This is a genomic window from Micrococcus luteus NCTC 2665, from assembly GCF_000023205.1.
Classification (GTDB): Bacteria; Actinomycetota; Actinomycetes; order Actinomycetales; family Micrococcaceae; genus Micrococcus; species Micrococcus luteus.
Genome location: NC_012803.1, coordinates 1,864,246 through 1,882,577, shown reverse-complemented (window position 1 = coordinate 1,882,577; position 18,332 = coordinate 1,864,246). Strand labels below are relative to the sequence as shown.

The following is an 18,332-nucleotide window of genomic DNA, read 5'->3' as shown; positions in this document are numbered from 1 at the left end:
CGCTCAGTCCAGCGCGAGCACGGTCCGCGTGCCCGCCGCCTCCAGTCCGACGGCGATCGCCACGTGGTGCGCGGCCGTGTGGTCCGCCGGCACCTCGGCGAACGGCAGCAGCCCCTCCAGTGCCGCCCGGTCCATCGCCACGGCCACCGCGTAGCGGCCGAGCCCGCGACCGCGCAGCAGCGGTGGGGTGAGGGTGCCCAGCGAGGCCAGCACGCCGCCCGTCACGCGATGCCCCGCCGCCGCCACCGCGGCCTCGATCGCCCGTCCCGCGCCGTCGTCGGGAACGAGGGCGACCGAGGACTCCCAGGAGAGGACACCCGCCTCGGCCGCGTCGTCCGCGGGGGCCTGCGCGGGCACGGCGTGGACGTGGGCGGGGTCGTCGGACACGGCGACGGTGCGCGAGGGGTCGACCGACGGCGGTTCCTCGGCTGCGTAGAGCGTGAACTCGCCGCGCGAGCGCACGGCCTCCCCGGCGGCGGCCCGCACCGCGGTCCGCAGCAGGGCCGACTCCACGCCCAGCGCCTCGGCGGGCACGCCGCGGCAGGCACGCGTGAACCACGCCGGCCCCGCCACGACGGTGGCCCAGGGCAGGGCCAGCACCTCCGCCTCGGCCACGCCCTGCCGGGCCACCTCGATGCGGCGCGGCTCGGCGCCCGCCGCCGGAGCGTCGTCGGGCAACAGCGCGGTGTCGGGCAGGCCGTGCCGACGCGCCAGCCCGAGGGCCAGCACGCCGACGGCGGGGTGGTCGGGTCTCACCGGCCGAACAGGATCTTCGCCTCGTCGTAGCGCGAGACCGGCACCTTCTTGAGGCCCTTGAGGGCGGCGCTCATGGGGATGGAGATGATCTCCGTGCCGTTGGCCGCCACCATCTGTCCCCAGCGGCGCTGCGCGACGAGATCGACGGCGCCCATGCCGAAGCGCGTGGAGAGCACGCGGTCCGTGGCGGTGGGGGCGCCGCCGCGCTGGATGTGGCCCAGGATGGTGCTGCGCGTCTCGATGCCCGTCATCTCCTCGATCTCGCGGGTCACCCACTCGCCGATGCCGCCCAGACGCGGCCGGCCGGACGCCTCGACCCCGGCCTCGGCCAGCGGGTCGTCGTGGCCCTCGGGGATGAAGCCCTCCGCCACCACGACCAGCGGGGAGCGGCCGCGGTCGTGGACCTGCTGCACCCACTCGGCGACCTGGGACATCGGGGTGCGGACCTCGGGGATGAGGATCGCGTGGGCGCCGGCGGCCATGCCCGAGTGCAGGGCGATCCAGCCGACGTGGCGGCCCATGACCTCGGCGACCATACAGCGGTGGTGGGACTCGCCCGTGGTGCGCAGTCGGTCCATGGCGTCCGTGGCGATCTGCACGGCCGTGTCGAAGCCGAACGTGTAGTCGGTGCCCTGCAGGTCGTTGTCGATCGTCTTGGGCACGCCCACGATCGGCAGCCCGTCCGCGGCCAGGCGGTTCGCGCCGGCCAGGGTGCCCTCGCCGCCGATGGCGATGACGGCGTCGATGTCCAGCTCGCGCAGGTTGCGGAGCATGTTCTCCGGGCCGCCGCCCTCGGCGTCGTAGGGGTGCGTGCGCGAGGTGCCGAGGATGGTGCCGCCGGTGCGGGCCAGGCCGCGCACGCGGGAGCGGGGCAGGTCCTCGACGTCCTTCTCGATCAGGCCGGACCACCCGTTGCGGATGCCCACCATCTCCATGTCGTACGACTTAATGCCGTGCAGGACGGCGGAGCGGATGACGGCGTTGAGGCCGGGGCAGTCGCCTCCGGAGGTGAGCATTCCGACGCGCATGGGGGTCCTCTCGGGCGTTCTCGTGGGGGTCGGCACCACCCTAGGCGCGCCCGCCGTGTCGCGTCAGGGGACGGGCGACGGGCGGCGGGTCAGCGCAGGGCCACGAGGACGGCGACCTGGAGGGCCGTCGCACCCACGAGGATGCCGCTCGCCGGGCCGAGGGTGCCGGGACGACGGCCGCTGAGCAGAGCGCCCAGCATGACGGGGGCGATCACCGCGAGCGCGGCCACGAGCATCGGCACCGCCAGCAGCGTGGGGGTCGGACCGACGCCGAGCAGCAGGCTGATCCCCAGGGCGGCGAGCGCGGCGAGGACGGCCCCGGCGTAGGCGGCGGCCTGCGCGATCGGCCCGAGGCGCGGCTTCTCGGCCGTGGCTGCGGACCCCGAGCCGGTCGGGGCGGTGGCCGCCCGCGGGGCTTCGCCGGCCAGACGCGCCGCGGCCCGCCGCTCGCGGGAATGGACGTGGTCGCGCCAGGTGCCGGTCGCGGGGTCGATCCACTCGGGACGGAAGCCGTGCGGGTCGGTGACCTCGGCCGCCCGCTCGCGCAGACGTCCGCCGACGTACCAGGCCGGGCGCGGCACGGCGTGGGCGGGATGGTCGGCATCGGGGGCCCGGCCTGGGGCCACGCGGGCCTGCGCCCGGCCGTCCCAGCGGGTCACCAGCCACCAGACGAGCACGGCCAGCGCGCCCAGGCCCACGAGGGAGCCGGGGCCGCCCACGGCCGGGGCGATGAGGGTGAACCCGGCGCCGAGCAGCATGTTGAGGGCGCCGATCGCCCCGATCACGCCGATGGCCACGGTGGCGTCCTGCCACTCCCCGCGGCGCAGGCGGCCGAACTGCACGCGTCCGTCGGCGTCGGGGAGCACGGCCCAGGCGGCCGCGTAGGCCAGCAGGCCCAGGCCCGCGGAGACCATGCACACGGCGACGAACACGCCGCGGGCGAGCAGCGGGTCGATGCGGTAGCGCTCGGCCACCCCGCCGAGCACCCCGCCGACCCACGAGGCCGGTGAGCGGCGCACGCCCCAGCCCAGGACGGCGCGGCGCAGCCAGCCCGGCAGGGCGTCCAGCCCGTCGGGGCCGGTCTCGCCCGCGGCGGCTCCGTCGGGGGCGACGTGGGGGTCGGGGCCGGTGAACGGGTCGTGTGTGCTCGTCATGTCTCCATCCTCGTCCGCCCGCGGCCCCCGCCCATCCGGGAACTCCCGGAATCCTCCCCGGATGTGCCGCCCCGTCCGACGCGGCAGGATGGGGGCATGCCCACTCCGTCCGCGCCCGCGCAGGCCCCGCGTCCGCCGTTGATGCGGCACGGGGCCGACCGTCCGGTGTCCGGCGTCGCCGCGGGGCTCGCCCGGCATCTCGGGGTGCCCGCCGGCCGCGTCCGCGCGGCCCTGGCGCTGCTGAGCCTGGTGGGCGGCGCGGGCCTGGCCCTGTACGTGTGGCTCTGGCTGCTCATGCCGGAGGAGGGCCCGGACGGCGCTCCCGCCGCCGACGCCCCCACCCTCCGTGGTCGCGCCCCCGAGGTGCTCGAGCGGGTGCGCGAGGGCGGCTGGCCGGTCCTGCTGGCCGCCGTGGTGCTCGGCGTGGGCGTGCTGACCGTCGCGGACGGCCTCGGCCTCGCCGTCGACTGGGCGCTCGTGGGCCCGGTGGCCGTCCTCGTGATCGGCCTCGGCCTGGCCTGGATGCAGCTCGACCTGGCGGGTGGGCCCCGGGCCGGGCGGAGCGGACGACTGGTCCGCCTCGTGCTCGGCACGGCCCTCGTGCTGCTGGCGGTGCTGGCCATCGTCCTGGGTGCCGTGAGCTCGGGCGAGCTGTGGCGGGCCCTGCTGGCCGCCGTCGCGATGCTCGCCGGCGCGGCGCTGGTGGCCATGCCCTACGTCCTGGCCTGGCTGCGCCGACGCGACGCGGAGCGGACCGCGTTCGCGGTGCAGGCCCAGCGCGCCGAGATCGCGGCGCACCTGCACGACTCGGTGCTGCAGTCCCTCGCCCTCATCCAGCGCCGCGCCCATGACGCGGACGCGGTGGCCCGGGTGGCCCGCGCCCAGGAGCGTGAGCTGCGTCAGTTCCTCGCCCTGGACTCCCGTGGCGGCCCGCACTCCCTGGCGGAGGCGCTCGAAGAGCACGCCGCCGCCGTCGAGGACGCACACGGGTCCCGGGTGGAGGTCGTGGCCGTGGGGCGGGCCGCGGGAGCGTGGCTCGAGCCGCTCGCGGCCGCGGCACGCGAGGCCATGCAGAACGCGGCCCGGCACGCGGGTGACGCGCAGGTCTTCGCGGAGGCAGATGAGGACGACCACGGCCGCGCCGTCGCGGAGGTGTTCGTCCGGGACCGCGGCCCCGGCTTCGACCTGCACACGGTCCCGGCCGACCGGCTCGGCGTGCGGGAGTCGATCCTCGGCCGCATGGAGCGTCCCGGCGGGACCGCCCGCATCCGGTCCGGCCCGGGCGGCACCGAGGTCCACCTGACGCTGACCGAGCCCGAGGGTGCGCGAGCGCGCACCGGACAGGAGCACCCATGACCGACCCCGCCCCGCGGACGGCCGTCGTCGTGGACAACCACGCGATCTTCCGCTCCGGCCTGCGCGCCGACCTGGACCCGGACCGACTCGCCATCGTCGGCGAGGCCGGGGACGTGGACGAGGCCGTCCGCGCCGTGCTGGACCTGGCGCCGGATGTGGTACTGCTGGACGTGCACCTGCCCGGCGGGGCCGGCGGCGGGGGAGCGGAGGTGGCCGAACGCGTCCTCGCGCGCCGACCCGCGCAGCGGTTCCTGGCACTGTCCGTCTCGGACGCGGCCGAGGACGTCGTCGCCGTGATCCGTGCGGGGGCCCGCGGCTACATCACCAAGACGGCCTCCGGCGCGGAGGTGGCGGACGCGGCGGTCCGCGTGGCCGACGGCGATGCCGTGTTCTCGCCCCGACTGGCCGGGTTCGTCCTCGACGCCTTCCGCGGCACGGCGCCCGCGTCCCCGCCCGTCCCCGCCGCGGCGACGAGCGGCGCTGCGGCCCCCGACGAGGACCTCGACCGCCTCTCGGCACGGGAGCGGGAGGTCATGCGGCTGATCGCCCGCGGCTACACCTACCGGGAGGCCGGGGTGGAGCTGTTCATCTCGGACCGCACGGTCGAGACCCACGTGTCCTCCGTGCTGCGCAAGCTCCAGCTCTCCAACCGCCACGAGCTGACCCGCTGGGCCGCGCGCCGCGGATACGCCTGAGCCCCGCGGCACGCGGCGTCGCGGGGCTCAGGGGCGGGGTGTGCGGCTCAGGCGCTGAGCAGGGCGCGGATGCGCTCGACGCCCTCGGCGAGGTCCGCATCGCCCAGCGCGTAGGACAGTCGCAGATAGCCGGACGGGCCGAACGCCTCGCCCGGGACCACGGCGACCTCCGCGTCGTCGAGGATGAAGGCGGCCAGCTCGGCCGACGTCGTGGGGGTGACGCCGCCGCGGTAGGTCTTCCCGAGCGCCTCCCGCACGTCCACGTACGCGTAGAACGCGCCCTGCGGGGTGGGGCAGTGGAAGCCCGGCACGGCGTTCATGGCCTCGACCATGGCCCGGCGCCGGCGGTCGAACGCCGTCTTCATCTCCGCCACGGCGTCCAACGGGCCCGCGACGGCGGCCAGCGCGGCCCGCTGCGACACGTTGGCCACGTTCGAGGTGGCGTGGGACTGCAGGTTCGTGGCGGCCTTGACCACGTCCAGCGGGCCGGCCATCCACCCGACGCGCCAGCCCGTCATGGCGTAGGTCTTGGCGACGCCGTTGAGGATCACGGACTGCTCCGCCAGCTCGGGCACGGCGCGGACGATCGAGGTGAACGGCATGCCGTCGTAGGTCAGGTGCTCGTAGATCTCGTCGGTGACCACCCACAGCCCCCGCTCCCGTGCCCACTGGCCGATCGCCGCCGTCTCCTCGGGAGAGTACACGGCGCCGGTGGGGTTGGAGGGGGAGACGAACAGGAGCACCTTGGTGCGGTCCGTGACGGACTCGTCGAGCTGGTCCACGGTGACCTTGTAGCCCTGCTCGGGGCCGGCGAACACCTCCACCGGCACGCCGCCGGCCAGGCGGATCGCCTCGGGGTAGGTGGTCCAGTAGGGGGCGGGGACGAGCACCTCGTCCTGCGGGTCCAGCAGGGCGGCGAAGGCGTTGTACACGGCCTGCTTCCCGCCGTTGGTCACGAGCACCTGGGCGGCCTCGAGGGACACGCCGGAGTCGCGCAGCGTCTTGGCCGCGATCGCCTCGCGCAGCTCGGGCAGGCCGGAGGCGGGGGAGTAGCGGTGGTTCTTCGGGTCCCGGGCCGCGGCGACGGCGGCCTCCACGATGTAGTCGGGGGTGGGGAAGTCGGGCTCGCCGGCGCCGAAGCCGATCACCGGGCGCCCGGCGGCCTTGAGCTCCTTGGCGCGGGCGTCGACGGCGAGGGTGGCGGAGGGCGCGATGGCGGACAGACGGGCGGAGACGCGGCGGGCGGGCGCGGCCATGGGGACCTTCTTCGAGCTCGACGGGGAGGGCGGGGCGGAGCGGGGCTCCGTCCTGCCAGGGTACTGACTGCCCGGGGCCCGTTCGACTCCCGCCGCCCGATGGCGTATCCTGGATCTCCGGTGCCGCGTTCACGGTCGATCCCGCGAGGGTTCGGCCGGCCCCGTCGGTCCGAAGGGTAGTGGCGCAATTGGTAGCGCAGCGGTCTCCAAAACCGCAGGTTGCAGGTTCGAGTCCTGTCTGCCCTGCTCGATGCCGGGCCCCGTGCTCGGCATCGGACGTGTAGAAAGCGATTCGGCGATCCGACGAGTGAGGCCACGTGACTGAGATGGCGGCGAACGGCGGGGGACCCACCCCCACGCCTGGCAGGCAGCGTCGCGGGCTGTTCGCTCGGATCGCGCTGTTCCTGCGCCAGGTGGTGGACGAGCTCCGCAAGGTCGTCACCCCCACGAGCGAGGAGCTGCTGCGCACGACCGGAGTGGTGCTCGCCTTCGTGGCGTTCATGATCCTGCTGGTCATGGGGCTGGACTGGGTGTTCGGCACCGTGGCGGGTCTCCTGTTCGGCGCCGGCGGCCTCTGAGCCCGGCGCGGACGGTCCCGACGTCGCAGGACGCGTCCACCGCACGCCCGTGAGGGCCCTCCCCGACGGCAGGGCCCGCCGTCCGTCAGCAGAAAGCAGGAACCGTGTCCGAGCAGGAACTGGATCGTCAGCCCGCCGAGGAGTCCGCCCCGATGTCGGAGGACGCCCTGGACGAGGCCGCCGGCAGCGGTGACGAGACCGCCGAGGCCACCGTACAGGAGGCCGACCTGGCCGTCGCCGAGGGCGAGGACGCGCCGACCCCCGTCGAGGAGCAGGCCGACGACGAGCCCGCCGTGGACCCCGCCGAGGAGCTGCGCACCCGCCTGCGCCGCCAGCCCGGCGACTGGTACGTCGTCCACACCTACGCCGGCTACGAGAAGCGCGTGAAGACGAACCTCGAGGCCCGCATCCTGACCCAGGACATGGAGGACTCGATCTACGAGATCGAGGTCCCCATGGAGGAGGTCGTGGAGATCAAGAACACCACGCGCAAGATCGTCTCGCGCGTGCGCATCCCGGGCTACGTGCTCGTCCGCATGGACCTCGACGACGCCTCGTGGGGCGTCGTGCGGCACACCCCGGGCGTCACGGGCTTCGTGGGCAACGACGCCCACCACCCGCAGCCGCTCAGCCTGGACGAGGTGTACGAGATGCTCGCCCCGTCCGTGATCCAGGAGGCTGCCCGCTCCGCCGAGAAGGCCGGCCTGGCCGTCCCCGCCTCGGCCGAGTCCGGTGCGCCCGCCGCCCCCGCGATCCACGTGGACTTCGAGGTCGGCGAGTCGGTCACCGTCAACGACGGCCCGTTCGAGACCCTCCCGGCCACGATCTCCGAGATCAAGCCGGAGGCCCAGCAGCTCGTGGTGCTCGTCTCGATCTTCGAGCGCGAGACCCCCGTGACGCTGTCCTTCAACCAGGTGACCAAGGCCATCTGAGGACACCCGACGCTTCCGCACCGGGCCGGCCGCCTGCCGGCCCGGACGCGGCACCGGCCGCCGCGCCACGGCGGCCACCGCCCCCGGTGCGCTCCTGCGCCGAGGGTCCCCCAGTGAGAGAAGGATCCACTCATGGCTCCCAAGAAGAAGGTCACCGGTCTGATCAAGCTTCAGATCCAGGCCGGCGCCGCCAACCCGGCCCCGCCCATCGGCCCCGCCCTGGGCCAGCACGGCGTGAACATCATGGAGTTCTGCAAGGCGTACAACGCCGCCACTGAGTCGCAGCGCGGCAACGTGGTCCCGGTCGAGATCACCGTGTACGAGGACCGCTCGTTCACCTTCGTGACCAAGACCCCGCCGGCCGCCGAGCTCATCAAGAAGGCCGCCGGCGTCGCCAAGGGCTCCGCCACCCCGCACACGGCCAAGGTCGGCACGCTGACCCAGGCCCAGTGCGAGGAGATCGCCCAGACCAAGATGGAGGACCTGAACGCCAACGACGTCCAGGCCGCCGCCAAGATCATCGCGGGCACCGCCCGCTCGATGGGCATCACCGTCGAGGGCTGACGCCCACCCCCACCCCCTTCCAGTGGCAGGGCCGAGCGCGGCCCGCAGACCACGACTGCACAAGGAGAAGAACGCAGATGGCACAGCGCAGCAAGGCATACAAGGCGGCCAAGGCCGCGATCGGCGAGGACCTGTACTCGCCGGTGGAGGCGATCCGCCTCGCCAAGGAGACCAACCCCTCCAAGACCGACGCCACCGTGGAGGTGGCCCTCCGCCTCTCGGTCGACCCCCGCAAGGCCGACCAGATGGTCCGCGGCTCCGTGAGCCTGCCCCACGGCACCGGCAAGACCGCCCGCGTCGTCGTGTTCGCCACCGGTGACCGCGCCGAGGCCGCCCGCGCCGCCGGCGCGGACGTCGTGGGCGACGACGACCTGATCGCCCGGATCTCCGAGGGCTGGGTGGACTTCGACGCCGCCGTGGCCTCCCCGGAGCTCATGGGCAAGGTCGGCCGCCTGGGCAAGGTGCTCGGCCCCCGCAACCTGATGCCGAACCCCAAGACCGGCACCGTGACCCCGGACGTGGCCAAGGCCGTGACCGACATCAAGGGCGGCAAGATCGACTTCCGCGTCGACAAGCACTCCAACCTGCACTTCATCATCGGCAAGACCTCCTTCGAGGCCAAGGCCCTGGTGGAGAACTACGCCGCGGCCCTCGAGGAGATCCTGCGTCTGAAGCCGTCCTCCTCCAAGGGCCGCTACATCTCCAAGGCCACCGTGGCCACCACCTTCGGCCCGGGCGTGCCCATGGACCCGAACGTGACCTCGGTGGACTCCTCGGAGCTCTGAGCCACGCGGCCCCGGTGACCGGGGCCCCACGACGCCGGCCGGTCGTCCCCGCAGCGGGGCGACCGGCCGACGTCGTCCCCGGTCGATTTTGTGAGCCCGCCCCGGACGTGTACGCTGGTGCCTACCGAAGACCGCCGGTCGTGGTGCCCTGCCTCCGGGTGGAGCCCACCGAAGGATCTCCCTGACGGAGACGGCCCGCGCAGGTGAACGTGAGCCCCGCTCGCATCCGCACGTCGACCCTCCGGGCCCGACCGCGTCGATGCTCCTGCTGCGCCCCGTGCATCTGCACGGGGCGTTTTCTCGTCTCGGGGTGGCGGTTCCCACGCATCATCGAGAGGAGTGCCATGGCGACGTCCGCGAAGGAGTCGGCGGTGGCTGAGCTCACGGACCTGTTCCGTGAGTCCAGCGCTGCTGTTCTGACGGAATACCGTGGCCTGACGGTGACGGAGCTCAAGCAGCTGCGTGACTCCATCCGTCAGGACGCGACCTACGCCGTGGCGAAGAACACGCTGGCCGAGATCGCGGCCAAGGACGCCGGTCTGGAGGGCCTCGAGGCTCACCTGTCCGGTCCCACCGCGATCGCGTTCGTGACCGGGGACCCGGTCAACGTCGCGAAGGCCCTGCGTGACTTTGCCAAGGATCACGAGAAGCTCGTGCTCAAGGGCGGCTACATGGATGGCCAGCCCCTGGACGAGGCTGGCATCAAGAAGCTCGCGGACCTCGAGTCCCGCGAGGTGCTGCTGGCCAAGTTCGCCGGCGCGATGAAGGGCAGCATGTCCAAGGCTGCCGCCCTGTTCCAGGCGCCGCTGTCCAAGACCGTCCGCACGGTCGAGGCGCTGCGCGCCGCGCAGGGCGAGGCTGCCTGAGCAGTCCGCCCCGGGCTGCACGGCCCACCACTTCACACGTAGTCAAGACGTACCCGTAAAGGAGCCATCATGGCCAAGCTGACCACCGAAGAGCTGCTCGCCGCGTTCGAGGAGCTGACCCTCATCGAGCTGTCCGAGTTCATCAAGGCGTTCGAGGAGAAGTTCGACGTCACCGCCGCCGCCCCCGTGGCCGTGGCCGCCGCCGGCGGTGCCGCCGGTGGTGCCGAGGCCGCCGCCGCCGAGGAGAAGGACGAGTTCGACGTCATCCTCGAGGCCGCCGGCGACAAGAAGATCGGCGTCATCAAGGAGGTGCGCGCCCTCACCTCCCTCGGCCTGAAGGAGGCCAAGGACCTGGTGGACGGCGCTCCCAAGCCCATCCTCGAGGGCGTCAACAAGGAGACCGCCGAGAAGGCCAAGGAGCAGCTCGAGGGCGCCGGCGCCACCGTCACCCTCAAGTGATGATCGCGGCCTGAGCCGCATCACGCTTCCTCACGAGGCCCCCGGACCCGCACTGCGGACCGGGGGCCTCGTGGCGTCCCAGGTCACGCACCCGCGGCTGGACAGGGGCCACGGGCGCGGATAGGATGGATCTTTGCATCTCCCCTGTTCCGTGCCGCCCGCAGGACCTCGCGTCCCGCCGTGGCCCGCACGGTTCCGCACGGCCTTCATATAGCGGTGGGCCGGCGCCGCCGTCTCGCGGCAGGGGAGCGAACGGAACCCAGAAGGCCTGTGGAAGGATCCTACGTGGTCGCCTCGAGCACCTCCAACGAAACCGCTACCGTCTCCCCGCGATCCGGCGCCTCCGCCGGACGCGTCTCTTTCGCCAAGATCTCCGAGCCGCTGGACGTGCCGGACCTGCTGGCGCTGCAGACCGAGTCGTTCGACCGCCTGATCGGCAATGAGCGGTGGGCCGCGCGTGTCGACGCCGCCCTGGCCGCCGACGACCACTCCGTGCCCGTCACTTCGGGACTGACGGACATCTTCGAGGAGATCTCCCCGATCGAGGACTTCCAGGGCACCATGTCCCTGTCCTTCGCCGAGCCGGAGTTCGCCGACGCGAAGATGACGGAGGAGGAGTGCAAGGATCGCGACGCGACCTTCTCCGCCCCGCTGTACGTCAAGGCCGAGTTCATGAACAACACGACCGGCGAGATCAAGCAGCAGACCGTCTTCATGGGCGACTTCCCGCTGATGACCCGCAACGGCACGTTCATCATCAACGGCACCGAGCGCGTCGTCGTCTCCCAGCTGGTCCGCTCCCCGGGCGCCTACTTCGAGCGCACTCCGGACAAGACCTCGGACAAGGAGATCTTCTCGGCGAAGATCATCCCCTCGCGCGGCGCCTGGTTCGAGCTCGAGGTGGACAAGCGCGACCAGGTCGGCGTCCGCCTCGACCGCAAGCGCAAGCAGCCCGTGACGGTGCTGCTCAAGGCCATGGGCTGGACCGAGTCCCGCATCCTGGAGGAGTTCGGACACTACGACTCCATCCGCGCCACCCTCGAGAAGGACGGCACCGCGGACCAGGACGAGGCACTGCTCGACATCTACCGCAAGCTGCGCCCGGGCGAGCCGGCCGCCGTCGACGCCGCGCAGACGCTGCTGAACAACCTGTACTTCACCCCGAAGCGCTACGACCTCGCCAAGGTGGGCCGCTACAAGCTCAACCGCAAGCTCGGCGTGGACGTGCACCTCGGCGACCCCAACGCGTCCGTGCTCACCGAGGACGACATCGTCCAGATGGTGCACTTCATCGCCGCGCTGCACGCCGGCGAGACCGCCATCAATGGCACGCGCGACGGCGAGCCGGTGGACGTGCGCGTGGAGGTCGACGACATCGACCACTTCGGCAACCGTCGCATCCGCGCGGTGGGCGAGCTGATCGAGAACCAGATCCGCACCGGCCTGTCCCGCATGGAGCGCGTCGTGCGCGAGCGCATGACCACCCAGGACGTCGAGGCGATCACCCCGCAGACCCTGATCAACATCCGCCCCGTGGTGGCGGCGATCAAGGAGTTCTTCGGCACCTCGCAGCTGTCCCAGTTCATGGACCAGAACAACCCGCTGGCCGGCCTGACGCACAAGCGTCGCCTGTCCGCGCTCGGCCCGGGCGGCCTGTCCCGCGACCGTGCCGGCATGGAGGTCCGTGACGTCCACCCGTCGCACTACGGCCGCATGTGCCCCATCGAGACCCCGGAAGGCCCGAACATCGGCCTCATCGGCTCGCTGGCGACCTTCGGCCGGATCAACTCCTTCGGCTTCATCGAGACCCCGTACCGCCGCGTGGTCGACGGCCGGGTCACGGACACCGTGGACTACCTGACCGCCGACGACGAGCTGGCCTTCCAGATCGCCCAGGCGAACGCCCCGGTGGACGAGGACGGCCGGTTCGAGGAGGAGCTCGTGCTCTGCCGCCAGCGCGGCGGCGACGGCGAGCCCGTGCTCTCGACCGTGGACGAGATCGACTACATGGACGTGTCCCCGCGCCAGATGGTGTCGGCGGCCACCGCCCTCATCCCGTTCCTCGAGCACGACGACGCCAACCGTGCGCTCATGGGCGCGAACATGCAGCGTCAGGCCGTGCCGCTGCTCCGCTCCGAGGCCCCCTACGTGGGCACCGGCATGGAGAAGTACGTGGCCGTGGACGCGGGCGACTCCGTGACGGCCACCCAGGGCGGCGTCGTGACCGAGGTGGCCGCGGACCTGGTGACCGTCATGAACGACGACGGCACCACCACGCACTACCCGATCATGAAGTTCGCCCGCTCGAACCAGGGCAACGCCTACAACCAGCGCGTGCGCGTGTCCGAGGGCGAGCGGGTGGAGCCGCTGAGCATCATCGCCGACGGTCCCGCCACGGACCACGGCGAGCTCGCGCTCGGCAAGAACCTCCTCGTCGCGTTCATGCCCTGGGAGGGCCTGAACTACGAGGACGCGATCATCCTGTCCCAGCGCATGGTCTCGGAGGACGTCCTCACCTCGATCCACATCGAGGAGCACGAGGTCGACGCCCGCGACACCAAGCTGGGCGCCGAGGAGATCACGCGCGACATCCCCAACGTGTCCGAGGAGGTGCTGTCGCAGCTCGACGAGCGCGGCATCATCCACATCGGCGCCGAGGTGGAGGCCGGTGACATCCTGGTCGGCCGCGTGACCCCGAAGGGCGAGACCGAGCTGACCCCGGAGGAGCGCCTGCTGCGCGCGATCTTCGGCGAGAAGTCCCGCGAGGTCCGCGACACGTCCCTGAAGGTGCCGCACGGCGAGTCCGGCACCGTCATCGGCGTGCGCATCTTCGACCGGGACGAGGACGACGACCTGCCCCCGGGCGTGAACCAGCTGGTGCGCGTCTACGTGGCGCAGAAGCGCAAGATCACCGACGGCGACAAGATGGCCGGCCGCCACGGCAACAAGGGCGTCATCTCGAAGATCCTGCCGATCGAGGACATGCCGTTCCTGGCGGACGGCACCCCGGTGGACATCGTGCTGAACCCGCTCGGCGTCCCCGGCCGCATGAACCTCGGCCAGGTCATGGAGCTGCACCTGGGCTGGGCCGCCTCGCGCGGCTGGGACATCCAGGGCGAGCCGGAGTGGATCAAGGACCTGCCGAACTTCCCGCGGCAGTCCGGTCCGGTCAACGTGGCCACCCCGGTGTTCGACGGCGCCGAGGCGTACGAGATCACGGGCCTGCTGGGCCACGTGAACGTCACCCGCGACGGCGACCGTCTCATGAGCGACAGCGGCAAGGCGCAGCTGTTCGACGGCCGCACCGGCGAGCCGTTCCCGGACCCGGTGTCCGTGGGCTACATGTACATGCTCAAGCTGCACCACCTGGTGGACGACAAGATCCACGCCCGTTCCACGGGCCCGTACTCGATGATCACGCAGCAGCCGCTGGGCGGTAAGGCCCAGTTCGGCGGCCAGCGCTTCGGCGAGATGGAGGTGTGGGCGCTCGAGGCGTACGGCGCGGCGTTCACCCTCCAGGAGCTGCTGACCATCAAGTCGGACGACATCCACGGCCGCGTGAAGGTCTACGAGGCCATCGTCAAGGGCGAGAACATCCCGGAGCCGGGTGTTCCCGAGTCCTTCAAGGTGCTCATCAAGGAGATGCAGTCCCTCTGCCTGAACGTGGAGGTCCTCTCCGCCGACGGCCAGGCCATCGAGATGCGCGACGCGGAGGACGAGGTCTACCGCGCCGCCGAGGAGCTGGGCATCGACCTCTCCCACGCCGAGCCCAGCTCGGTGGAGGAAGTCTGAGCCGGGCCCGATCCCGCATCCACAAGACGTCACCTGAGAACCACTGAACCAAGGGAGTTCACCGGAGCATGAGCGTGAACAGCATGTCCACTGACAACTCTTTCGGCCTGATGCGCATCGGCCTGGCCACGGCGGAGGACATCCGCCGCTGGTCCTACGGCGAGGTCAAGAAGCCGGAGACCATCAACTACCGCACCCTGAAGCCGGAGAAGGACGGACTCTTCTGCGAGAAGATCTTCGGCCCCACCCGTGACTGGGAGTGCGCGTGCGGCAAGTACAAGCGCGTGCGCTTCAAGGGCATCATCTGCGAGCGCTGCGGCGTCGAGGTGACCCGCTCGAAGGTGCGCCGCGACCGCATGGGCCACATCGAGCTGGCCGCGCCGGTCACCCACATCTGGTACTTCAAGGGCGTGCCCTCGCGCCTGGGCTACCTGCTGGACCTGGCGCCGAAGGACCTCGAGAAGGTCATCTACTTCGCGGCCTACATGATCACCTCGGTGGACGAGGAGGCCCGGCACCGTGACCTGGCCAACCTCCAGGCCGAGTACGACCAGGAGACCCGTGTCCTGGCCGACCAGCGCGACTCCGACATCGCTGCGGTGGCCGCCGACCTCGAGAAGGATCTGGCCAAGCTGGAGTCCGAGGGCGCCAAGGCCGCCGAGAAGAAGAAGGCCCGCGACGCCGCGGACAAGACCATGGCGCAGATCCGCAAGCGCGCGGACGCGGAGCTGGACCGCAAGGAGCAGGTCTGGGACCGCTTCAAGAACCTCAAGGTCGCCGACCTCGAGGGCGACGAGGGCCTGTACCGCGCCATGCGGGACAAGTACGGCCAGTACTTCGAGGGCTCGATGGGCGCGGAGGCGATCCAGCGTCGCCTGCAGACCTTCGACCTCGAGGCCGAGTCCGAGATGCTGCGCGAGACCATCAAGACGGGCAAGGGCCAGCGCAAGACCCGCGCCCTGAAGCGCCTGAAGGTCGTCAACGCGTTCCTGACCACGGACAACTCGCCCGAGGGCATGGTCCTGGACGCCGTCCCGGTGATCCCGCCGGAGCTGCGTCCGATGGTGCAGCTGGACGGCGGCCGCTTCGCGACCTCCGACCTCAACGACCTGTACCGTCGCGTGATCAACCGCAACAACCGCCTGAAGCGGCTGCTCGACCTCGGCGCGCCCGAGATCATCGTCAACAACGAGAAGCGCATGCTGCAGGAGGCCGTGGACTCGCTGTTCGACAACGGCCGCCGCGGCCGGCCGGTGACCGGCCCGGGCAACCGCCCGCTCAAGTCGCTCTCCGACATGCTCAAGGGCAAGCAGGGCCGCTTCCGTCAGAACCTGCTCGGCAAGCGCGTGGACTACTCGGGCCGCTCGGTCATCGTGGTGGGTCCCCAGCTCAAGCTGCACCAGTGCGGCCTGCCCAAGCAGATGGCGCTGGAGCTGTTCAAGCCGTTCGTGATGAAGCGTCTCGTGGACCTGAACCACGCGCAGAACATCAAGTCCGCCAAGCGCATGGTGGAGCGCTTCCGTCCGCAGGTCTGGGACGTGCTCGAGGAGGTCATCACCGAGCACCCGGTCCTGCTGAACCGCGCCCCCACCCTGCACCGTCTGGGCATCCAGGCCTTCGAGCCGCAGCTCGTGGAGGGCAAGGCCCTGCAGCTGCACCCGCTGGTCTGCTCCGCGTTCAACGCGGACTTCGACGGCGACCAGATGGCGGTCCACCTGCCCCTGTCGCCGGAGGCCCAGGCCGAGGCGCGCCTGCTCATGCTCTCGAGCCACAACATCCTGAAGCCCTCGGACGGCCGCGCGGTCGCCGTGCCGGCCCAGGACATGATCATCGGCCTGAACCACCTCACCACGGTGCGTCCGGACGAGGTCGGTGCGGGCAACCTGTACGCGACCGTCGGCGAGGCCATCATGGCGTTCGACGGCGGCGACCTGCACCTGAACGCGCCCGCACGGATCGGCGTCGAGGGCTTCGTGCCGTCGGCGGCCGTGCCGGCCCCCGAGGGCTGGTCCGAGGGCGAGATCGCCCTCATCGAGACCACCCTGGGCAAGGTGCTGTTCAACGAGCTGCTGCCGGATGACTACCCGTGGCTGGACAAGCAGGCGACCAAGGGCACCCTCGGTCAGCTGGTCAACGACCTGGCCGAGCGCTACCCGATGGTCGTCACCGCGCAGACGCTGGACAACCTCAAGGACGCCGGCTTCCACTGGGGCACCTGGTCGGGTGTGACCGTGGCGATCTCGGACATCACCTCCGACTTCGACAAGGCCGCCATCATGGAGGGCTACGAGGAGCAGGCCCAGCGCGTGCAGCAGCAGTACGACAAGGGCCTGATCGCGGACGACGAGCGTCGCTCCGAGCTGATCGACATCTGGAACAAGGCCACCGACGAGGTCGCCGCGGCCATGAAGGACGGCCTGCCGGAGCTCAACACCATCAACCGCATGGTGTCCTCCGGTGCGCGAGGCAACTGGCTCCAGGTGCGCCAGATCGCGGGCATCCGCGGCCTCGTGGCCAACCCGAAGGGCGAGATCATCCCGCGTCCGATCAAGTCCTCGTACCGCGAGGGCCTGTCCGTGCTCGAGTACTTCTCCGCCACCCACGGCGCTCGCAAGGGCCTCGCGGACACCGCGCTGAAGACCGCGAACTCGGGCTACCTGACCCGTCGTCTCGTGGACGTGTCCCAGGACGTCATCGTCCGCGAGGACGACTGCGGCACCGAGCGCGGCCTGTCCGTGACGATCGCCGCGCCGAACGCCGACGGCGAGCTGGTGGCCCACGAGCAGGTCGAGAACTCGGCCTTCGCCCGCACGCTGGCCCAGGACGTCACGGGCGAGGACGGCACGGTGCTGGCCGCGGCCGGTGCGGACGTGGGCGACGTGCTGATCGGCGAGCTGGTGGCCGCCGGCGTCACGGAGATCAAGGTCCGCTCGGTCCTGACCTGCGAGTCCGCCGTGGGCACCTGCGCGAAGTGCTACGGCCGCTCCATGGCCACCGGCCAGCTGGCGGACATCGGCGAGGCCGTCGGCATCATCGCGGCCCAGTCGATCGGTGAGCCGGGCACCCAGCTCACCATGCGCACGTTCCACACCGGCGGTGTGGCCTCGGCCGACGACATCACGCAGGGTCTGCCCCGCATCCAGGAGCTCTTCGAGGCCCGCACGCCGAAGGGCGTGGCCCCGATCTCCGAGGTCGCCGGCCGCGTGACCATCGAGGACACCGAGACGTCCGTGCGCCTGCTGCTCACGCCGGACGACGGCTCCGAGGAGATCGCCTACCCGGTGCTGCGCCGTGCGCGCATCCTCGTGGCCGACGGCGAGCACGTGCCGGTGGGCACGCAGCTCGTGGCCGGCGCCGTGGACCCGAAGCAGGTCCTGCGCGTGCTCGGCCCGCGGGCCGCGCAGCGGTTCCTCGTGGACGAGGTGCAGAACGTGTACCAGTCCCAGGGCGTGGGCATCCACGACAAGCACGTGGAGGTCATCGTCCGGCAGATGCTGCGTCGCATCACCGTCATCGAGTCCGGTGACACCGACCTGCTGCCGGGCGAGCTCACGGACCGGGCGCGCTTCGTGGCCGCCAACCGCGCCGCCGTCGCCGAGGGCCGCCAGCCGGCATCCGGCCGCGACGAGCTGATGGGCATCACGAAGGCCTCGCTGGCCACGGACTCGTGGCTGTCGGCCGCGTCCTTCCAGGAGACGACCCGCGTCCTGACGCAGGCGGCCATGGAGGGCAAGTCCGACCCGCTGCTGGGCCTGAAGGAGAACGTGATCATCGGCAAGCTGATCCCGGCCGGCACGGGCCTGGACCGCTACACGAAGACCGTCGTGGAGCCGACGGAGGAGGCGAAGGCCAACCTGTTCGCCTCGCCGGCCGGCTTCGCGGACTTCGACTACCCGGGCCTGGACCAGTCGCTCGGCGAGAACGACTTCCACGCCGTCTCGCTGGACGACTACGACCGCGGGGGCGACTTCCGCGCCTGATCCGCGTCCCCCAGGGGGCCCGCCGTTCCGCCGCTCACGCGGGGGAGCGGCGGGCCCCTTGGCGTGCGGGGCCGGCTCGTCGACGGCGCCGGGGCGTGCTATGCTGTCAAGGATTGTTTTTCGTGTGGCAA

General features: G+C 71.7%; 14 protein-coding genes and 1 tRNA gene. 11 read left to right on the top strand and 4 right to left on the bottom strand.

Annotated features, from left to right (window positions below; all coding sequences use genetic code 11):
- Window positions 1–3 precede the first annotated feature (3 nt).
- The 3 genes from MLUT_RS20180 to MLUT_RS20170 all read right to left on the bottom strand — a co-directional run bounded on the left by MLUT_RS20180 (window position 4) and on the right by MLUT_RS20170 (window position 2,938).
- Window positions 4–756, bottom strand: coding sequence for a GNAT family N-acetyltransferase (locus MLUT_RS20180; protein ID WP_010080366.1), 753 nt, complete (start codon window positions 754–756; stop codon window positions 4–6).
- Window positions 753–1,784, bottom strand: a complete 1,032-nt coding sequence (locus MLUT_RS20175) for a 6-phosphofructokinase (RefSeq protein WP_002854764.1) — start codon at window positions 1,782–1,784, stop codon at window positions 753–755. The genes MLUT_RS20180 and MLUT_RS20175 overlap by 4 nt, the downstream gene beginning before the upstream one ends.
- Window positions 1,785–1,873: 89 nt before the next feature.
- Window positions 1,874–2,938: a PspC domain-containing protein gene (locus tag MLUT_RS20170; protein ID WP_012751041.1), complete on the bottom strand. Its 1,065-nt coding sequence runs from the start codon at window positions 2,936–2,938 to the stop codon at window positions 1,874–1,876.
- A 96-nt stretch (window positions 2,939–3,034) separates the two neighbouring features.
- Between MLUT_RS20170 and MLUT_RS20165 the strand changes: the two genes are divergently transcribed.
- Window positions 3,035–4,294, top strand: coding sequence for an ATP-binding protein (locus MLUT_RS20165; RefSeq protein ID WP_012751040.1), 1,260 nt, complete (start codon window positions 3,035–3,037; stop codon window positions 4,292–4,294).
- A complete protein-coding gene (locus tag MLUT_RS20160) occupies window positions 4,291–4,989 on the top strand; it encodes a LuxR C-terminal-related transcriptional regulator (protein WP_012751039.1) in 699 nt (232 codons plus the stop codon). The genes MLUT_RS20165 and MLUT_RS20160 overlap by 4 nt, the downstream gene beginning before the upstream one ends.
- A gap of 47 nt (window positions 4,990–5,036) precedes the next feature.
- Here the strand turns inward: MLUT_RS20160 and MLUT_RS20155 are convergent, their stop codons facing one another.
- Window positions 5,037–6,245 carry a pyridoxal phosphate-dependent aminotransferase gene (locus MLUT_RS20155; RefSeq protein ID WP_010080370.1) on the bottom strand — a complete coding sequence of 403 codons (1,209 nt, stop codon included), beginning with the start codon at window positions 6,243–6,245 and terminating at the stop codon, window positions 5,037–5,039.
- 173 nt (window positions 6,246–6,418) lie between these two features.
- On the opposite strand from MLUT_RS20155, the gene MLUT_RS20150 reads away from it, so the two are divergent.
- From MLUT_RS20150 to MLUT_RS20110, 9 genes are all read left to right on the top strand, one after another.
- Window positions 6,419–6,491, top strand: a tRNA-Trp gene (locus MLUT_RS20150).
- An 80-nt stretch (window positions 6,492–6,571) separates the two neighbouring features.
- Window positions 6,572–6,823, top strand: coding sequence for a preprotein translocase subunit SecE (gene secE, locus MLUT_RS20145; protein ID WP_010080372.1), 252 nt, complete (start codon window positions 6,572–6,574; stop codon window positions 6,821–6,823).
- A gap of 104 nt (window positions 6,824–6,927) precedes the next feature.
- Window positions 6,928–7,755: a transcription termination/antitermination protein NusG gene (gene nusG, locus MLUT_RS20140; protein WP_010080373.1), complete on the top strand. Its 828-nt coding sequence runs from the start codon at window positions 6,928–6,930 to the stop codon at window positions 7,753–7,755.
- Window positions 7,756–7,887: 132 nt separating this feature from the next.
- Window positions 7,888–8,319 (top strand): 50S ribosomal protein L11, encoded by a 432-nt coding sequence (rplK, locus tag MLUT_RS20135; protein ID WP_010080374.1) that lies wholly within the window; start codon window positions 7,888–7,890, stop codon window positions 8,317–8,319.
- Window positions 8,320–8,396: 77 nt separating this feature from the next.
- Complete coding sequence (rplA, locus tag MLUT_RS20130) at window positions 8,397–9,104, top strand: 50S ribosomal protein L1 (RefSeq protein ID WP_010080375.1); 708 nt, start codon at window positions 8,397–8,399, stop codon at window positions 9,102–9,104.
- Between the two features lie 344 nt (window positions 9,105–9,448).
- Window positions 9,449–9,970 carry a 50S ribosomal protein L10 gene (rplJ, locus tag MLUT_RS20125; RefSeq protein WP_002854782.1) on the top strand — a complete coding sequence of 174 codons (522 nt, stop codon included), beginning with the start codon at window positions 9,449–9,451 and terminating at the stop codon, window positions 9,968–9,970.
- Window positions 9,971–10,039: 69 nt separating this feature from the next.
- Window positions 10,040–10,429: a 50S ribosomal protein L7/L12 gene (gene rplL / locus MLUT_RS20120; protein ID WP_010080376.1), complete on the top strand. Its 390-nt coding sequence runs from the start codon at window positions 10,040–10,042 to the stop codon at window positions 10,427–10,429.
- 285 nt (window positions 10,430–10,714) lie between these two features.
- Window positions 10,715–14,221, top strand: a complete 3,507-nt coding sequence (rpoB, locus tag MLUT_RS20115) for a DNA-directed RNA polymerase subunit beta (RefSeq protein WP_012751038.1) — start codon at window positions 10,715–10,717, stop codon at window positions 14,219–14,221.
- Between the two features lie 83 nt (window positions 14,222–14,304).
- On the top strand, window positions 14,305–18,201 hold the full coding sequence (locus MLUT_RS20110; RefSeq protein WP_010080378.1) for a DNA-directed RNA polymerase subunit beta': 3,897 nt from the start codon (window positions 14,305–14,307) through the stop codon (window positions 18,199–18,201).
- Window positions 18,202–18,332 lie beyond the last annotated feature (131 nt).

Excerpts from the sequence above, each read along its gene's own strand:
- MLUT_RS20175 (WP_002854764.1), bottom strand. The coding sequence starts at position 1,784 with ATGCGCGTCGGAATGCTCACCTCCGGAGGCGACTGCCCCGGCCTCAAC.
- MLUT_RS20170 (WP_012751041.1), bottom strand. The coding sequence starts at position 2,938 with ATGACGAGCACACACGACCCGTTCACCGGCCCCGACCCCCACGTCGCC.
- MLUT_RS20165 (WP_012751040.1), top strand. The coding sequence starts at position 3,035 with ATGCCCACTCCGTCCGCGCCCGCGCAGGCCCCGCGTCCGCCGTTGATG.
- MLUT_RS20160 (WP_012751039.1), top strand. The coding sequence starts at position 4,291 with ATGACCGACCCCGCCCCGCGGACGGCCGTCGTCGTGGACAACCACGCG.
- MLUT_RS20155 (WP_010080370.1), bottom strand. The coding sequence starts at position 6,245 with ATGGCCGCGCCCGCCCGCCGCGTCTCCGCCCGTCTGTCCGCCATCGCG.
- secE (WP_010080372.1), top strand. The coding sequence starts at position 6,572 with ATGGCGGCGAACGGCGGGGGACCCACCCCCACGCCTGGCAGGCAGCGT.
- rplK (WP_010080374.1), top strand. The coding sequence starts at position 7,888 with ATGGCTCCCAAGAAGAAGGTCACCGGTCTGATCAAGCTTCAGATCCAG.
- rplA (WP_010080375.1), top strand. The coding sequence starts at position 8,397 with ATGGCACAGCGCAGCAAGGCATACAAGGCGGCCAAGGCCGCGATCGGC.
- rplJ (WP_002854782.1), top strand. The coding sequence starts at position 9,449 with ATGGCGACGTCCGCGAAGGAGTCGGCGGTGGCTGAGCTCACGGACCTG.
- rplL (WP_010080376.1), top strand. The coding sequence starts at position 10,040 with ATGGCCAAGCTGACCACCGAAGAGCTGCTCGCCGCGTTCGAGGAGCTG.
- MLUT_RS20110 (WP_010080378.1), top strand. The coding sequence starts at position 14,305 with ATGTCCACTGACAACTCTTTCGGCCTGATGCGCATCGGCCTGGCCACG.